Source organism: Blastomonas sp. CCH9-A1, from assembly GCF_001557175.1.
Lineage (GTDB): Bacteria > Pseudomonadota > Alphaproteobacteria > Sphingomonadales > Sphingomonadaceae > Blastomonas > Blastomonas delafieldii_A.
This window is the reverse complement of the sequence record NZ_LSHM01000072.1, coordinates 1-14959: the sequence shown is the minus strand read 5'-3', so window position 1 is coordinate 14959 and position 14959 is coordinate 1. Positions and strand designations below refer to the sequence as shown.

The following is a 14959-nucleotide window of genomic DNA, read 5'->3' as shown; positions in this document are numbered from 1 at the left end:
GCTTGTCTCGGGGAGGGGGACCGCCGACCGCAGGTCGGTGGTGGAGGGGAAGCGGGATGGCACACACCGTGATCCAGTGCACGCACCCGCTGCCCCTCCACCACCCGCTGTGCGGGCGGTCCCCCTCCCCCAGCAAGCTGGAGGAGGATTTTGGTTGCTGGGCCTTCGACAAGCTCAGGCTGAGCGGACGTGGGGCGCTATCCGGCGGCTCAAGGTTGCTCGGTCACCGTGGGGGTCGATGCCACCGCTTCGGCGGAAAGCACCGGCTTGGCCGCGGCCTTGTCGATCGCAGCGAGCAGGCGGCCGGCTTCGGTGCAGGTGCTGGTGCACAGCGCCTCGATGCGCACCAGGTTGCGCCGCGCCTTTTCGACCGCGCCGCGCTGGATCATCGCCTCGCCCTGGCCGGCCAAGGCCGCGACATCATTGGGATCGAGCCGCAGCGCCTCGCGATAATAGCGGATCGCCTTGCCCGGCAGATTTTGTGCACTCGCCACCTGCGCCAGCGCGATATAGGCGGCCCGGTTGCCCGGATCGACCGCGAGCGCGGCCTCGTACAGGCCATTGGCTTCGTCGAGCTTGCCCGCAGCCTGCACCTTTGCGCCTTCATCGACCAGCAGCTGCGAGGCCGGATTGACCGCATAGCGCACCGGCTGGCCGATCCCGGTGCTGGAAACGGTCGCAAGAACGAGCGACAGGGCAATGGCGGCGGGCGCAAAACGCATGATAGTCTCCCAGGCAGAGCGTAACGCTATCATGACCGCCGGGCTCTTGTGAAGAAAAAGCCATCGGTGCCGTCATGACGCGGGGTGAGCAGTCGGCCGGTCGCGGGCGCAGGGTCTGATGCGTCGCAAAGCCGTCCATCGGCTCCGATCAGGCGGCCAATCTGCATATCGGGGTTGACGATAGTCCAGCCCTCCCGATCGCACAAGCCGCGCGCGGCCTGGCGTGGTCCTTCGTCGGGCAGCAGCGAACAGACCGCATAGACCAGAGCCCCGCCGGGCCGCACCAGCCGCTGCGCGATCTCGATCAGCCGTGCCTGCTCCGCCACTACACGCGCGAGCCGATCAGGAGTCAGGCGCCAGCGCGTTTCGGGATTGCGCCGCCAGGTGCCCGATCCGCTGCACGGCGCATCGACCAGTACCAGATCGGCCTGGCCCTCGAACGGCGCCAGCTTGTCCCATTCGCGCTTCGGGTCGAGCAGCAGCGGCTCGATCCGGTCGCGCCCGGCGCGCTTCCTGCGCGGCTCCATCGCCTGCAAGCGGTCGCGGCTGGTGTCCGATGCTATGATCCGCGCCTCGGGCAGCAAGGCGGAGAGCGCGAGCGTCTTGCCGCCCGCGCCCGCGCACAGGTCGATCACCAGTGCCGGAGCCTCTTCACCCAGGCACGCCTGGACGATCGCCTGACTGCCCCAGTCCTGGACGTCGATGACGCCTGCCTGCCAGGGCGCGCTATCCTCGACCGGCGTGTTGCCGGGCAGCCGCGCGGCGCGGGGCAGCGAATCGCTGAATACGATCTCCGGCCAGACTGCGCTGAGCGCATCGCGGTCGGTGCGCAAAGGATCGTAACGCAGGTCGAGCGGCGCGCGCTCGAGCAAGGCTGCCTTTTCCGCCGCGTCGAACAGCGGCGGCAGCAACGCCTCGATCCATGCGGGAATGACGCCACCTTCGGCCACCGGCTCGCTTTCGCTCAGCCGCGCCGGACCATAGGTCGAACCATCGAACAACTCGGCGAGCGCATCGTCCTCCCGCGCCAGCCCGGCCAGCGCCGCGCGTCCGTTCACCGGCAGCTCGCCGAAGCGCCGCACCGCACGCCAGGCGAGATCGCGCACCGCGCGCCGGTCGCCCGACCCCATATAGCGGCGCTCACGGAAGAAATTGCGCGCCAGCGTGTCGGCGCTCGCCCCCTGCCCGCGCGCGGCATTCAGGATCGCATCGACCAGATCGATCGCCGCCTGGACACGCGCTGCCGGGGTCATTCCTCGCCCTCGCGCCGCGCCTTTTCAGCCTCGGCGTCGAGCTGGCGGAACAGCGTATCGAACTCTTCCGCCCCCGGCACCGGCATGCAGACATGCGACACGCCGCTATGCTGTGTCGCCGCAACAAAGCCCGTCGCCGCGCGCTCGCACGCCTCGGCGCTAGCGAACAGCTGGTTGACCCGCTCGACCTCTACCCTGCCGGGCTGGCCCGGTACAGACCAGGCCAGGATCAGCATATAGGGGATGAGCTCGACCATCGCCCGTCAGCGCGTGGGGTAGTTCGGGGCCTCGCGGGTGATCGACACGTCATGGACATGGCTTTCGCGCAGGCCCGCATTGGTGATCCGCACGAATTCGGCATTGCGGCGCAGCGCCTCGATCGTCGGCGAGCCGGTATAGCCCATCGCCGCCTTGATGCCGCCGACCAACTGGTGGACGACATCGCGCGCCGGGCCCTTGTAGGGCACTTGACCCTCGATGCCTTCGGGAACGAGCTTGAGCTGGTCCTTGATGTCCTGCTGGAAATAGCGGTCGGCGCTGCCGCGCGCCATCGCGCCGACGCTGCCCATGCCGCGATAGCTCTTATAGGCGCGGCCCTGGTACAGGAAGGTCTCACCCGGAGCCTCTTCGGTGCCTGCGAGCATCGATCCGATCATGATGGTGGAGGCACCGGCGGCGAGCGCCTTGGCCGCATCGCCCGAGGTTCTGAGGCCGCCATCGGCGACGATCGGAATCCCTGCCTTGTCGGCCTCTTCCGCCGATTCCATGATCGCGGTGAGCTGCGGCACGCCGACACCCGCGACGACGCGCGTGGTGCAGATCGAGCCCGGTCCGATGCCGACCTTGACGCCGTCCGCCCCCGCATCGATCAGCGCGCGCGTGGCCGAAGCGGTCGCAACATTGCCCGCGATCACCTGGACATGGTTGCTGTATTTCTTGATCGCCTCGACCGCGACCGCGACCATCTTGCTATGGCCATGCGCGGTATCGACCACGATCAGGTCGCATTCGGCATCGATCAGCGCCTTGCTGCGCTCCAGCCCCGCCTCGCCGACCGTCGAGGCGGCAGCGACGCGGAGCCGCCCCGCGGCGTCCTTGGTCGCATCGGGGTTCATCACCGCCTTTTCGATGTCCTTGACCGTGATCAGGCCGATGCAGCGATAGTCCTTGTCAACCACCAGCAGCTTTTCGATCCGGCGCTGGTGCAGCAGGCGGCGTGCCTCGTCCTGGCCGACATCGGCGGGGACGGTGGCGAGGTTTTCCGAGGTCATCAGCTCGCGCACCGGCTGGGCCGGATTCTCGGCAAAGCGCACGTCGCGGTTGGTGAGAATGCCCGCCAGTTTGCCCGAGGGTTCGACCACCGGGATGCCCGAAATGGCATGCTGGCGCATCAAGGCCTGCGCTTCGGCGAGCGGGGCATCTGGCGTGATGGTGATCGGATTGACCACCATGCCGCTTTCAAAGCGCTTGACCTGGCGCACCGCCGCGATCTGCTCTTCGATGCTCAGGTTGCGGTGCAGCACGCCGATGCCGCCCAGCTGCGCCATGACGATCGCCATGCTCGCCTCGGTCACCGTGTCCATCGCAGAGGAGAGCACGGGGATGTTGAGCCGGATGCTGTTGGTCAGCCGCGTGGTCGTATCCGCCTGGCTGGGCACGATTTCCGACGCTGCCGGGCGCAGCAGAACGTCATCGAATGTCAGGCCAAGGGGGATGTCCATGCGGGTGCCACTTTCTTTAGCGAATCTGGTTTCGGTGGCGGCCCATGTAACCAAGCCGCGCGTCAATCGCCAGTGGTTGCGGGCTTATATTTCGCGGTGTCGGCAAAATAGCGCGCGAGCGCGACATGCAGATTGGCGTCGTCGGTCGCCCCGCCCAGCGGGGTCGCATCGGTCAGCTCGTCATCGGGCTGATGATAGACGGTAGTGAGGAACGCCTGGAGCAGCTTCATGTCGCTGAACGATCCGCCCGCCATGATCGACTTGACGCCCTTGGCACCGAGCGCCCAGCCATCCTGGCGGCGGATGAACGCGTTCGCCTCGGTATCGCTGTCGACTGCGCGCCCCAGCGACTTCGCGATGTCGTCGACGATGGAATCCAGCCCGTTCTCGCCGCGCCCGACCAGCGCCACCGGCGCCCCGGCAGGCGCGATCGCGACGGTATCGACATTGAGCGCAACGGCGATGTCCTTCAACGGCACGACGGGATGATCGGCGAAATAATAGGCCCCCAAAAGGCCGCGCTCTTCCGCCGTGGTGCCCATGAAATAGACATCGCGCTCCACCGGCGCGCCGCGTGCCAGCCGCTCGGCGACGGTGAGCAGCACCGCCATGCCACTCGCATTATCGACCGCGCCGTTGCAGATGCGGTCCTCCGCCTCCTCACTGCGGCAAATGCCGAAATGGTCCCAATGGCCGAGCAGCAGCACCGCGCCGGAGCCTGGCTTGCTGCCGGGGATCTTGCCGATGACATTGTGGCTTTCGAACGCGCGCACCGAGGTGCTGGTGGCGAGATCGAGCGTGACCGGGAGCGTGACGGGGGCGAAATCAAGGTTGGCGGCCCTTAACTGCGCATCAAGCACCGAGAGCCGGGCTGTGCGCAACAAAGTGTCTGCCACATCTCCGCGCACCAAGCCCCCAATAGGGGCACCTATATCGTCGCTGGCCAACCGCATCGATCCAGTCGCAATCTGGGCACGCATCCCTCCCCATGGTGCGCCGGGTGGTGGCACTACGAGGACCGCAGCAGCGCCTGCCCCGGCCAGCAACTTTTGACGCTCGCGCGACGTGGGCAGCTTGACCCCGCCCTCAATGACCGGTTCGGCCGAGAGCATCAGCACGATCCGGCCCTTCACATCGGCGTTGAGCTTGCCATCTGCGCCGACGCCATAGCCGACGAACAGCGGCTCGCCGGTAACCCTGTCGGTCGGGTTGCGCCCGGAAAGTGCCACGCCATCCTCGGCGAGCTTCAGCGGCTTGCCGCGCACGCTGGCGGAAAAGGCCTGCGCATAGGGCTTGCGCTCGACCAGCGGCACCGGCTGGAACCACGGATGCGCCGCATCATTGGTGCCCGATACCAGGCCATAGCTGGCCCAGGTCTTGGCGAGATAATCCAGCGTCTTGGTCTCGCCGGCCGAACCGGGGCCGCGTCCTTCGAATGCGTCGCTGGCCAGTTGAGCGATATGGCTGCGCACCTCCGCCTCGCTGATCGGCGCGGGCTTGGCTTGTGCAATCGCGGTGGCGGGAAGGATCGAGGCCGCAAGGGCCAGAGCGGTCAGGGCGCGGTGCCGGAAGGTCTGTGTCATCGGCAGGTCATGGCGCAAAGCGCTGCGCTCGTGCAATAAGGCGACCTATCGCCTCCGCATAATCTGGATAGCTGTTGCAGAAATGCCCCGCACCCGCCTGTCGATCTGCCAGCGCAAGCAGCGCTTCGTCAGCGAGGATGACGCGGTGCGCGCGGCGATCGCAGCGACGATCGATCTCAGGCCCTATCGATGCGATCGCTGCGGGCACTATCACCTGACCAGCAGGCTCAAGGGCAAGCGTCGCCTGCCACTGTCATAGGGACGGGGGCCAGCATGTCGCCAGCCCCCTGCCCCGTTCATTCGCCTGCGATCTTCAGCCCGGTGAAATGCGCCAGGAACGCGTAGATGTCCGACGATTCCTCGATGATCTTGTCGGTCGGCTTGCCCGAGCCATGGCCCGCGCGCGTCTCGATGCGGATCAGGTGCGGCTTGTCGCCGGCCTCGGTCGCCTGCAGCTTCGCGGTGTATTTGAAGCTGTGCCCCGGCACCACGCGGTCGTCGGTATCCGCGGTCGAGACGATCACCGCCGGATAATCGGCTTTGCGGATAGTGTGATAGGGCGAATATTTGATCAGCGTCCTGAAGTCCGCTTCCTTGTTCGGATAGCCATAATCATCGACCCAGTAGCGCCCGGCGGTGAAGCGGTCGAAGCGCAGCATGTCCATCACGCCGACCGCCGCATTGGCCGCCGCGAACAGATCGGGCCGCTGGTTGACCACCGCGCCGACCAGCAGACCGCCGTTCGATCCGCCCTGGATGGCGAGCTGGTCCTTGCCGGTCACGCCTTCCTTGATCAGGAATTCACCCGCCGCGATGAAATCGTCGAACACGTTCTGCTTGTTGGCGAGGCGACCGGAATCATGCCAGGCCTTGCCATATTCGCCGCCGCCGCGAATGTTCGCCTGAACGAACACCCCGCCCTGTTCGAGCCAGGCCAGCCGGGTCGGCGAGAAGCCCGGCGTCAGCGAGATGTTGAAGCCGCCATAGCCATAAAGCAGCGTCGGCGCGGGGCCGGTCACGCTCTTCTTCTTCACGATGAACATCGGCACCCTGGTGCCGTCCTTGCTGGCGTAGAAGCGCTGCTCGACGACATAATCGTCGGGGTTGAACGCCAGCTTCGGCTCGGCCCAGGGCGTTACCGCGCCATTGGTCAAATCATAGCGATAGATGGTCGTCGGGCGGTTGAAGCTCGAATAGGAGAAGAAGGTTTCCTTCGAATCCAGATCGCCCTGGAAGCCGCCGACCGAACCGATGCCCGGCAGCGGCAGATCGCCCGCCGGTTTTCCGTTGAGGTCGAACAGCTTCACGACATCATGGGCGTCCTTGAGATAGTTGACCAGCAGCTTGCCGCCGATCACCGATGCGCCGTCGATCACCGCGTCGCTCTCTGGCACCACGGTCTGGATGCTGCTTTCGTCGCCCGTGACCGGCATCGCGACCAGCTTGAGCCGCGGCGCATCCTTGTTGGTCACGAAATAGATCGTGTCGCCCGCCATGCCGGCCATCTGCCAGTCGTTCTTGAGCTCGGGCACGATCACGCGGCGCTTGGCCGGGTTGGCGACATCGATCATCGTGAGGCGATAGCGCTCGTCGGTGCCCGAGGACGAGGTGACGAGCAGGAAGCTGCCATCGTCCGACACCTCGGCGACATGGTTGAGCTTGGGTTCGTTCGGCGTCGCATAGATCAGCGGATCGGCGCTCTGCGGCGTGCCGAGCGCGTGATAGCGGATTTCCTGGTTGGTGTTGAGCGACTGGAACTCGCCCGCCTTGTCGGGCTCGGGGAAGCGCGAATAATAGAAGCCCTTGCCCGCCTTGTCCCATTCGAGGCTGGAGAATTTCACCCATTTGACCTCGTCCTCGAGCACCTTGCCGGTCGCGACATCGAGCACCTTCACCGTGCGCCAGTCGCTGCCGCCATCCTGGATCGAATAGATGAGTTTGCTGCCATCGTCGCTCGGCACCCAGGCGTCGAGCGCGGTGGCGCCGTCCTTGGCCCAGCCATTGGGATCGATCAGCACGCGCTCGGGCGCGTCCTTGCTGTCCTTGACATACAGCACCGACTGGTTCTGCAGGCCCGAATTGCGCGTGAAGAAATAGCGGCCGCCCTTTTCGCGCGGTACGCCGGTGCGCGCATAATCATAGAGCGCGCGCATCCGCTTGGCGAGCTCGGCGCGGCCCGGCAGCGTCTCGAGATAGGCATCGGTGACCTTGTTCTGCGCCTCGACCCAGGCGGCAACCTTGGGATCGACGCGGACGTCGTTCTCGAGCCAGCGATAGGGGTCCTCCACCTTGACGCCGAACTGCTCTTCCACGGTGTCGACCTTTTCGGTCACCGGATAGGCGATCGGCGCATCCTTGGCGGAGGCGGGCATGGCAAGGGTCATGGCGACGGTTCCCAGCAAGGCAGCAAGTATGGCGCGGTTGCGCATGGGGCGATCCTCTTAGATTGTTGATTGGACAAACGAAAACAGGCCGCGAACTTAGCATTCGCGGCCTGTCTGGCAATCCGGTATCGCGTGAAACGATTACGCGCCTTCGTATTCTTCCTCGGTCATCACCGGGCCCGAATCCTGGCCTTTGGCGCTGGTGTCGCGGTCGACCAGCTCGATGATCGCCATCGGCGCGGCGTCAGAGGCGCGGAAACCGGCCTTGAGCACGCGGGTATAGCCACCGGCGCGGTCGGCATAGCGCGGCGCCAGCGTGTCGAACAGCTTGACCAGCTGGGCATCGTCCATCAGGCGAGCCATGGCGAGACGACGGTTGGAAAGGCCTCCACGCTTGGCCAGCGTGATCAGCTTTTCGACATAGGGACGCAGTTCGCGCGCCTTTGGCAGCGTGGTCTTGATCTGCTCGTGCTTGATCAGCGAGGCTGCCATGTTGCGCAGCATCGCGATACGATGGGCGCTGGTCCGCTGCAGCTTGCGCTTGCCTACTCCGTGACGCATTTTTCTGTACTCCGTTCGTAAGGGGGCCGTTTCAGGTACCCCGGTCCTGGCAAATCAGGGTCTTGCCTTTAACCCATAAGCCCTCTCCCCTTCAGGGGAGAGGGAGGAGCCGCAAAGCGGCGGAGGGAGGGGGGAAGTCGCCAACACTGGCGCAGCTCCCAACCCTCTCCCCTGAAGGGGAGAGGGCGAGATTGGCTTAGCCCAGCAGTTCCTGTTCCAGCTTCTTGGCCATTTCCTCGATATTCTCGGGCGGCCAGCCGGGGATGTCCATGCCGAGGCGCAGACCCATGCTGGAAAGCACTTCCTTGATTTCGTTCAGCGACTTGCGACCGAAATTCGGGGTGCGCAGCATCTCGGCTTCGGTCTTCTGAACCAGATCGCCGATATAGATGATGTTGTCGTTCTTGAGGCAGTTGGCCGAACGCACCGACAGTTCCAGCTCGTCCACCTTCTTGAGCAGATAGCGGTTGATCTGGTTGGCATCGCCCTCTTCGGGAGCAGCCTGGCTGACCGAACCGGTGGTCGCGGTGGCGATGCTGTCTTCGAAGTGCACGAACAGCTGCAACTGGTCCTGCAGGATGCGCGCAGCATAAGCCACGGCATCTTCCGGCGTCACGGTGCCATCGGTCTCGATGGTCAGCGACAGACGGTCATAGTCCAGTTCCTGGCCGACGCGGGTGTTTTCCACCTTGTACGACACCTGACGGATCGGCGAGAACAGCGAGTCGACCGGGATCAGGCCGATCGGCGCATCGACCGGACGGTTGGCCACGGCGGGGACATAGCCCTTGCCGGTGTCGCAGGTCAGTTCGATGTTCAGCGTCGCGCCATCATCGAGGTGACAGATCACGAGATCCTTGTTCATCACCTCGATATCGCCCGAAACCGCGATGTCGCCCGCCTTGACCTGAGCCGGGCCGGTGGCCGAAAGCTGCAGCCGCTTGGGGCCTTCGCCTTCCATCTTCAGCGCGATCTGCTTCACGTTGAGGACGATATCGGTCACGTCTTCGCGCACGCCGGCGAGCGAGGAGAACTCGTGCAGTGCGTTTTCGATCTTGATCGAGGTGATCGCAGCGCCCTGGAGCGACGAGAGAAGCACGCGGCGCAGCGCGTTGCCCAGCGTCAGGCCGAAGCCGCGCTCGAGAGGTTCTGCAACAAAGGTTGCCTTGCGCTTGGGATCGCCGCCGCTCTTGACTTCAAGACCGTTCGGCTTCTTCAGTTCCTGCCAGTTCTTGATGTTGACAGTCATGGACTTCCCCTGAGTGTTGGGCGGGGGCGACGCTCATATGTCGCGCTTGGGAGCCCCGGCCGGAAATTGTTTGGGTGGCGCGTCCGCCACCCCGAACGACAGCCTGGGTGTCAGACGCGACGCCGCTTGGACGGACGAACCCCGTTGTGCGGGATCGGCGTCACATCGCGGATCGAGGTGATGGTAAAGCCCACCGCCTGCAGCGCACGAAGCGCCGATTCACGGCCCGAACCGGGGCCCTTGACTTCGACTTCGAGCGTGCGGACGCCGTGCTCGGCAGCCTTGCGGCCCGCGTCTTCCGCACAGACCTGTGCAGCATAGGGGGTCGACTTGCGGCTGCCCTTGAAGCCCATCATGCCGGCCGAGGACCAGCTGATGGCATTGCCCTGGGCGTCGGTGATGGTGATCATGGTGTTGTTGAAGCTGGCGTTGACATGAGCAATGCCGGCCGAAATGTTCTTGCGCTCGCGCTTTTTGAGCCTCTGCGGTTCGCGTGCCATATATAATATCCTGGAATAAAGGGATTGCGGGGTAAGAAAACAAGGGCGGGACGCGGATGCGCCCCGGCGGCCTTATTTCTTCTTGCCGGCGATCGGCTTGGCCTTGCCCTTGCGGGTGCGCGCATTGGTGTGCGTGCGCTGGCCACGAACCGGCAGGCCCTTGCGATGACGCAGGCCGCGATAGCAGGCGAGATCCATCAGACGCTTGATATTCATCGCGGTCTGGCGACGCAGGTCGCCTTCCACGGTGTGATCGGCGTCGATCGTTTCGCGGATCTGCAGCACCTCGGCGTCGCTCAGGTCCTGAACGCGGCGGGTGTGGTCGATGCCCAGCTTGTCGGCGATTTCCAGTGCCTTGGCGGGGCCAATTCCATGGATATAGGTGAGCGCAATGATAACGCGCTTGTTGGTGGGGATGTTCACCCCGGCGATACGTGCCACTTAATAAGTCTCCTGCTCCACAGGGCGCGGCACCTGCCGCATGCCCCATCTCAACGCTTCAAAACCACAAAGCGCAAAAATCACAGGCCTCGCATATGGGACGATGCAAAGCCTGTTTTTAAGCCGCTCAATGAAAATGAAAGCCGCGCATAGGCGGAGTCGCCCATGCTGTCAAGCGCGGGACAAGACAAAAGCAATAAGGCGCACGACAAAGTGTTTGCGCCTGCTGTCACGCTGGCGTCATACTCGCTGCAGGGCCTGCGCGCAAGCCGGACGCATGGCCCAAGGCGACCAGGGGGCATGGATGACCGACGAGACGATAGCCGCGCGCGAAAGTGCCGCACCCTTCAAGCTTGCGGGCGTGTCGATCGACCCCGGCACCTCGGCGACGATCGCCATCCCGGTGAGCAACACCGCGACCGGGCTTCCCGCCAGCCTCTATGTCCGCGTGCTGCATGGCGCGAAGCCCGGCCCGTGCATCTTCGTTTCCGCCGCGATCCATGGCGACGAGATCATCGGCACTGCGGTGATCCAGCGCGTGCTCGCCAAGCTCGACGCGGAAACCATGGCGGGCACGGTGCTGTTCCTGCCCGTTGTCAACATCTTCGGGTTTCAGCAGCACAGCCGCTATCTGCCCGACCGGCGCGATCTCAACCGCTCCTTCCCCGGCAGCGCCAGGGGATCGCTCGCCGCGCAGCTCGCCAACAAGTTCCTGAAAGAGGTGATCTGCCATTGCTCGCTCGGCATCGATATCCACTCCGCCGCCGTCCATCGCTACAACCTGCCGCAGATCCGCATCGCGCCCGATAACGAGCGGTTGCGCGACCTCGCCATGCTGTTCGGCGCGCATGCGGTGATCGAGAGCCCGCTGCGCCCCGGTTCTTTACGCGACATCGCGCGCGGCGAAGGCGTCGACATGCTGCTGATGGAGGCGGGCGAGGCGCTGCGCTTCGACGAGCTGTCGGTGCGCTGCGGCGTCAACGGCGTGCTCAACGTGATGGCGCATCTGGGCATGATCCAGCCGCACCCGGAGGCGACCAGCATCACCCTCCCCGCCCGCTGCCGCCGCGCCATCTGGGTCCGCGCGCCGCGCGGCGGCCTGTGCCTGCTGCAGCGCACCTCGGGCGACGCGGTGAAGAAAGGCGAGGTCATCGGCCGCGTCACCGGCATATTCGGCGACGACGCCGAAGAATTCCGCGCCCCGATCGACGGCATCATCATCGGCCACGCCGTGCTGCCCGTGGTCAACCAGGGCGACGCGCTGGTGCATATCGCCGAGGTGATGCGGTTTGGGGATGTCGAGCAAAGGGTGGATCAGATTACCGAGGCGCTGCTTAACGACCGGCTGCTGGATGAGGATGAGTTGATTTGAGGGGGGACAGTTGTAAAGCGCGGCACCTGTGATAAAGTACTTTCTAACAAGGACGACCCATGGCCCAAAAATCCGCCATTGAATGGACCGATCTCACCTGGAATCCAGTTGTTGGCTGCTCAATTGCCAGTTCAGGCTGTAAAAATTGCTACGCAATGCGCATGGCGGCGCGGCTGCAATCGATGGGCCATGAGAAATATCTAAACCTTACAACCAGTTCCAAGCGCGGAGCAGTTTGGACAGGTGCTGTTCGCAGCCATGAACCATCTTTGAGCATTCCGTACACTTGGAAAAAGCCCCGCCGAGTATTCGTAAATTCGATGTCTGACCTTTTCCATCCTGATGTCGATGTCGATTTTATTGCTAGAATTTGGCAAGTAATGGAAAGAACGCCGCAGCATCATTATCAGATTTTAACGAAGCGTCCGGAGCGAATGCATCTTATCTTAAGTGTAATTTCACCAAAACCGTTGAAAAATGTTTGGGTTGGAACAAGTGTTGAAGATAGAAATGTAATCGATCGGATTGATTTTTTAAAGAAAACCCCTGCATCTGTGAGATTTATTTCTTTTGAACCACTGATCGGTGACGTTGGATCGGTAGATTTGACAGACATTCACTGGGCAATTGTTGGTGGGGAGAGTGGTCCGCGCGCCAGGCCAATGAATGAAGAATGGGTCGAGGCTATTTTAGACCAATGCTTAGATCATGGGACAGCATTTTTCTTTAAACAGTGGGGTGGCGTCAACAAAAAACGGACTGGCAGGATTCTTAGAGGCCAGACTTTTGACGAGATGCCGGAGTATATTTTCTAACCACATGATTAACGCCCCGCTTGATGAGCGATATTGCTGGCTTGTTATTTGAGAAGCAGTATAGCTCAAAAAAATCTCGTCCATTGACGAGAAGAGGTAGAGGATCAGAGACGAAGGCGAATATTTCGCCAAACCTTTCGCGCGCAAACGACGCAATTTGATTTCCGGATGCAATCCTTGTTGCATTCGCTGGTTCATCGCTTCCAAACAAATTGCCTTGCCTTGGTTGCGCGCGATAGAATCTCTTCTCCCAGTCTGAGCAGCCAAAAATCCGTGTCAAACTAGACCGCTTGTCATCATCAAGCCCGGAGGCCTCGTTTGCCAACTGTTGTATCACAGCCTTCCTCGGAAAAAGGTACCATACGTCAACTCTCTTGGTTTCGGCCAACATTTTTAAAGTATCGAAACTAACACTCATTCCATATGGATCTAAAAACACCACTGCACGCTGCCTCCCTTGCTCTCGGTGACCTTGCCAAGGAGGACTAGTAAATAACTTATACAACTCGTCGTTAGCATCTCCTCCTCGGACAATTAAGTTTCGTTCATATTCAGCAGCTAGCCCTTCAAGGACCTTCACGCGACTAGGACGCTGTTCAGAGAACCAGTAGTAGGAGAATGGCGGCGTAACTCCCAGCGCTCTGCGCGCACTCCCATCAAGTACCTCATCCACTTCTGCGATGGGCGTCGACTCAAATAGCCCACCTGTTAGCACTCGCGCATGACGCTCACCGGTTCCAGCGAAGGCATCAACATACCATGTAACAAAATTCTGATTTTTAAGCGCAATCTGATAAAAATTAAGATATTCTGAGATAGCATCTAGCTTGATCTCAGTCCATGCGTCTCCGAAAGCATGCTTAGGCTTATCTGACATGAACAGGCCTCACTTTCCTAGGAACGACTATTTAATGACGCTCACATTACCTGCTCAACGGATAGTTGCAATTCACAAAGCATCAAGATTGAAGACAATTCCTGCGCGGAATTTATCATTGGCTCAGAAGCCGACAGCCGTGTAAGGAGCCGCATTGACATTTTTCGCCAAATCGGTTATAACTTACCCCGCCGCCGCACCAAATCTGCCCGGTGCGGAGCTGCGGCACAGGCCTTCGCAGTCGTTGAGGGTGGCGGGTCGGGATCAGGTGGCTTTCGCGAGGCGATCTGGAGGAGGCCGAACCGAAGCGGCAGACGGTCAGCGCGCGGGGCTTGACGCTTCCTCCCCCATGCAATGCCGCCGAAAGCGCAAGATGGAAGCATCGGCCCGTGGCGGAGCGGCCGTAAATCTCCGCCGATCCTCGCCGCCGTCCGCAAGGACGCCCGGCCCGCCGCTTGCGCGCATGATCGCTCGCCAGGCAGGCGCGCGCCGCCAAATCCAACAGCACGGGCCGTCACGGCGATGAAGCTTGCGCGACTTTACCGCTTGACGCTCGCGCACCGCACAGGGCAGATTACAGGTCTGGCTTTCGTGAAAGGTGCCTCATGTTGAAGATGCTCAAGCTCGCCGCGCTCGGGATTGCGATGTCATCAACCGCCGCCTTTGCCGCTGCACCCGCCCAGGTGACGCAGATGGTCGCGGCAGGCTGCTGCGCGCTGGGTGCCTGTTGCGGCATGGGCTGCTGCTGATCGCTCTTCCGATAAGCGCCTGACCAGGCTGGCGATCCGCTGGCCGCCGACCCCATTCGGTTTCGCTCCTGTCGCTCGCGCGCTCGCCGGCCAACGGCCGCGCTTCTTTCAGCCTGCATTTCCGGCCGCCTCCCCCGTCATCCCGAGGGAGGACCCTGCCGGACCTGATCAGCGCGCGATCACGTCCATCGGATCGTCGTCGCCTTCGTCGGCAAGCTCGCCGAGTTCGCTTTCCTCATCGTCATCGTTGCGCTCGCCGGCAAAGGCGTCGGTGTCGATCCGGCCGGAGCGCACCATCTGCTCCATGCGGTCGACCAGATCGGGTTCGTCGAGCGGCATGACGCTGACGCCGCTGGCGACCTTCTCGCTGTCCTCGCTGGGATCGTCGGTGCGGTGCAGCGCGTCCTCGGCGATATCGTTCGCCTGGGGCTTGTCGCGCTGCGACTGGTTGATCGTGCCGAAACCGTTGTCGTCGGGGAGTTGGGCCATGGGGAAATTCCTTCGTGCTGGGTCTGCCCAACACTACCCGCGTGGGGGGCGTTGCGTTCCGGTGCGCACCCTCGTTCAAATCCTCCCCGAGCTCGTCTCGGGGAGGGGGACCGCTGACCGAAGGTCAGAGGTGGAGGGGAAGCGGGAGGGCGCCATCGCTCAGCCGGAGCACGCACCCGCTGCCCCTCCACCACCCGCTTCGCGGGCGGTCCCCCTCCCCCAGCAAGCTGTGGGAGGATTTGA

Annotated in this window: 16 protein-coding genes; 4 read left to right on the top strand and 12 right to left on the bottom strand. The window is 62.9% G+C overall.

Going from position 1 to position 14959, the window contains the following annotated elements:
* Positions 1 to 209 precede the first annotated feature (209 nt).
* The 5 genes from AX725_RS19455 to AX725_RS19435 form a co-directional block, all read right to left on the bottom strand.
* A complete protein-coding gene (locus AX725_RS19455; protein WP_060978290.1) occupies positions 210 to 722 on the bottom strand; it encodes a tetratricopeptide repeat protein in 513 nt (170 codons plus the stop codon).
* Between the two features lie 29 nt (positions 723 to 751).
* A complete protein-coding gene (locus AX725_RS19450; protein ID WP_060978289.1) occupies positions 752 to 1975 on the bottom strand; it encodes an RsmB/NOP family class I SAM-dependent RNA methyltransferase in 1224 nt (407 codons plus the stop codon).
* On the bottom strand, positions 1972 to 2232 hold the full coding sequence (locus tag AX725_RS19445) for a hypothetical protein (RefSeq protein WP_060978288.1): 261 nt from the start codon (positions 2230 to 2232) through the stop codon (positions 1972 to 1974). Before AX725_RS19445 ends, AX725_RS19450 begins: the two co-directional genes overlap by 4 nt.
* A 6-nt stretch (positions 2233 to 2238) precedes the next feature.
* The gene (gene guaB, locus AX725_RS19440; RefSeq protein ID WP_060978287.1) at positions 2239 to 3696 is read right to left on the bottom strand and encodes an IMP dehydrogenase; all 1458 of its coding nucleotides are present in this window, start codon (positions 3694 to 3696) and stop codon (positions 2239 to 2241) included.
* A 62-nt stretch (positions 3697 to 3758) separates the two neighbouring features.
* Positions 3759 to 5279: a M28 family peptidase gene (locus tag AX725_RS19435; RefSeq protein ID WP_060978286.1), complete on the bottom strand. Its 1521-nt coding sequence runs from the start codon at positions 5277 to 5279 to the stop codon at positions 3759 to 3761.
* An 82-nt stretch (positions 5280 to 5361) separates the two neighbouring features.
* Between AX725_RS19435 and AX725_RS21360 the strand changes: the two genes are divergently transcribed.
* Complete coding sequence (locus AX725_RS21360) at positions 5362 to 5538, top strand: hypothetical protein (RefSeq protein ID WP_167348204.1); 177 nt, start codon at positions 5362 to 5364, stop codon at positions 5536 to 5538.
* A gap of 37 nt (positions 5539 to 5575) precedes the next feature.
* Here AX725_RS21360 and AX725_RS19430 read toward each other — a convergent pair whose 3' ends face one another.
* The 5 genes from AX725_RS19430 to rpsM all read right to left on the bottom strand — a co-directional run bounded on the left by AX725_RS19430 (position 5576) and on the right by rpsM (position 10414).
* Positions 5576 to 7708 carry a prolyl oligopeptidase family serine peptidase gene (locus tag AX725_RS19430; RefSeq protein WP_060978285.1) on the bottom strand — a complete coding sequence of 711 codons (2133 nt, stop codon included), beginning with the start codon at positions 7706 to 7708 and terminating at the stop codon, positions 5576 to 5578.
* Between the two features lie 96 nt (positions 7709 to 7804).
* Positions 7805 to 8224, bottom strand: coding sequence for a 50S ribosomal protein L17 (gene rplQ, locus AX725_RS19425; protein WP_060978284.1), 420 nt, complete (start codon positions 8222 to 8224; stop codon positions 7805 to 7807).
* Between the two features lie 196 nt (positions 8225 to 8420).
* Complete coding sequence (locus AX725_RS19420) at positions 8421 to 9473, bottom strand: DNA-directed RNA polymerase subunit alpha (RefSeq protein ID WP_060978283.1); 1053 nt, start codon at positions 9471 to 9473, stop codon at positions 8421 to 8423.
* Positions 9474 to 9583: 110 nt separating this feature from the next.
* Positions 9584 to 9973, bottom strand: coding sequence for a 30S ribosomal protein S11 (gene rpsK, locus AX725_RS19415; RefSeq protein ID WP_023836212.1), 390 nt, complete (start codon positions 9971 to 9973; stop codon positions 9584 to 9586).
* Positions 9974 to 10045: 72 nt separating this feature from the next.
* Entirely contained in the window at positions 10046 to 10414 is a 369-nt protein-coding gene (rpsM, locus tag AX725_RS19410; protein ID WP_023836211.1) for a 30S ribosomal protein S13, read from the bottom strand.
* 304 nt (positions 10415 to 10718) lie between these two features.
* On the opposite strand from rpsM, the gene AX725_RS19405 reads away from it, so the two are divergent.
* Positions 10719 to 11786, top strand: coding sequence for a succinylglutamate desuccinylase/aspartoacylase family protein (locus AX725_RS19405; RefSeq protein ID WP_060978282.1), 1068 nt, complete (start codon positions 10719 to 10721; stop codon positions 11784 to 11786).
* A gap of 59 nt (positions 11787 to 11845) precedes the next feature.
* The gene (locus AX725_RS19400) at positions 11846 to 12601 is read left to right on the top strand and encodes a DUF5131 family protein (protein WP_066113893.1); all 756 of its coding nucleotides are present in this window, start codon (positions 11846 to 11848) and stop codon (positions 12599 to 12601) included.
* On the opposite strand, the gene tcmP is transcribed toward AX725_RS19400, so the two are convergent.
* Complete coding sequence (tcmP, locus tag AX725_RS20720) at positions 12558 to 13478, bottom strand: three-Cys-motif partner protein TcmP (RefSeq protein WP_081097018.1); 921 nt, start codon at positions 13476 to 13478, stop codon at positions 12558 to 12560. The two genes, AX725_RS19400 and tcmP, sit on opposite strands and share 44 nt — an antisense overlap.
* A gap of 605 nt (positions 13479 to 14083) precedes the next feature.
* On the opposite strand from tcmP, the gene AX725_RS21355 reads away from it, so the two are divergent.
* A complete protein-coding gene (locus AX725_RS21355; RefSeq protein ID WP_167348203.1) occupies positions 14084 to 14227 on the top strand; it encodes a hypothetical protein in 144 nt (47 codons plus the stop codon).
* Positions 14228 to 14395: 168 nt separating this feature from the next.
* Here AX725_RS21355 and AX725_RS19395 read toward each other — a convergent pair whose 3' ends face one another.
* Positions 14396 to 14716 (bottom strand): hypothetical protein, encoded by a 321-nt coding sequence (locus tag AX725_RS19395; RefSeq protein WP_060978281.1) that lies wholly within the window; start codon positions 14714 to 14716, stop codon positions 14396 to 14398.
* Between the last annotated feature and the right edge of the window lie 243 nt (positions 14717 to 14959).

Coding starts and splice junctions, on each gene's coding strand:
- AX725_RS19455 (WP_060978290.1), bottom strand. CDS start 722: ATGCGTTTTGCGCCCGCCGCCATTGCCCTGTCGCTCGTTCTTGCGACC.
- AX725_RS19450 (WP_060978289.1), bottom strand. CDS start 1,975: ATGACCCCGGCAGCGCGTGTCCAGGCGGCGATCGATCTGGTCGATGCG.
- AX725_RS19445 (WP_060978288.1), bottom strand. CDS start 2,232: ATGGTCGAGCTCATCCCCTATATGCTGATCCTGGCCTGGTCTGTACCG.
- guaB (WP_060978287.1), bottom strand. CDS start 3,696: ATGGACATCCCCCTTGGCCTGACATTCGATGACGTTCTGCTGCGCCCG.
- AX725_RS19435 (WP_060978286.1), bottom strand. CDS start 5,279: ATGACACAGACCTTCCGGCACCGCGCCCTGACCGCTCTGGCCCTTGCG.
- AX725_RS21360 (WP_167348204.1), top strand. CDS start 5,362: ATGCCCCGCACCCGCCTGTCGATCTGCCAGCGCAAGCAGCGCTTCGTC.
- AX725_RS19430 (WP_060978285.1), bottom strand. CDS start 7,708: ATGCGCAACCGCGCCATACTTGCTGCCTTGCTGGGAACCGTCGCCATG.
- rplQ (WP_060978284.1), bottom strand. CDS start 8,224: ATGCGTCACGGAGTAGGCAAGCGCAAGCTGCAGCGGACCAGCGCCCAT.
- AX725_RS19420 (WP_060978283.1), bottom strand. CDS start 9,473: ATGACTGTCAACATCAAGAACTGGCAGGAACTGAAGAAGCCGAACGGT.
- rpsK (WP_023836212.1), bottom strand. CDS start 9,973: ATGGCACGCGAACCGCAGAGGCTCAAAAAGCGCGAGCGCAAGAACATT.
- AX725_RS19405 (WP_060978282.1), top strand. CDS start 10,719: ATGACCGACGAGACGATAGCCGCGCGCGAAAGTGCCGCACCCTTCAAG.
- AX725_RS19400 (WP_066113893.1), top strand. CDS start 11,846: ATGGCCCAAAAATCCGCCATTGAATGGACCGATCTCACCTGGAATCCA.
- tcmP (WP_081097018.1), bottom strand. CDS start 13,478: ATGTCAGATAAGCCTAAGCATGCTTTCGGAGACGCATGGACTGAGATC.
- AX725_RS21355 (WP_167348203.1), top strand. CDS start 14,084: ATGTTGAAGATGCTCAAGCTCGCCGCGCTCGGGATTGCGATGTCATCA.
- AX725_RS19395 (WP_060978281.1), bottom strand. CDS start 14,716: ATGGCCCAACTCCCCGACGACAACGGTTTCGGCACGATCAACCAGTCG.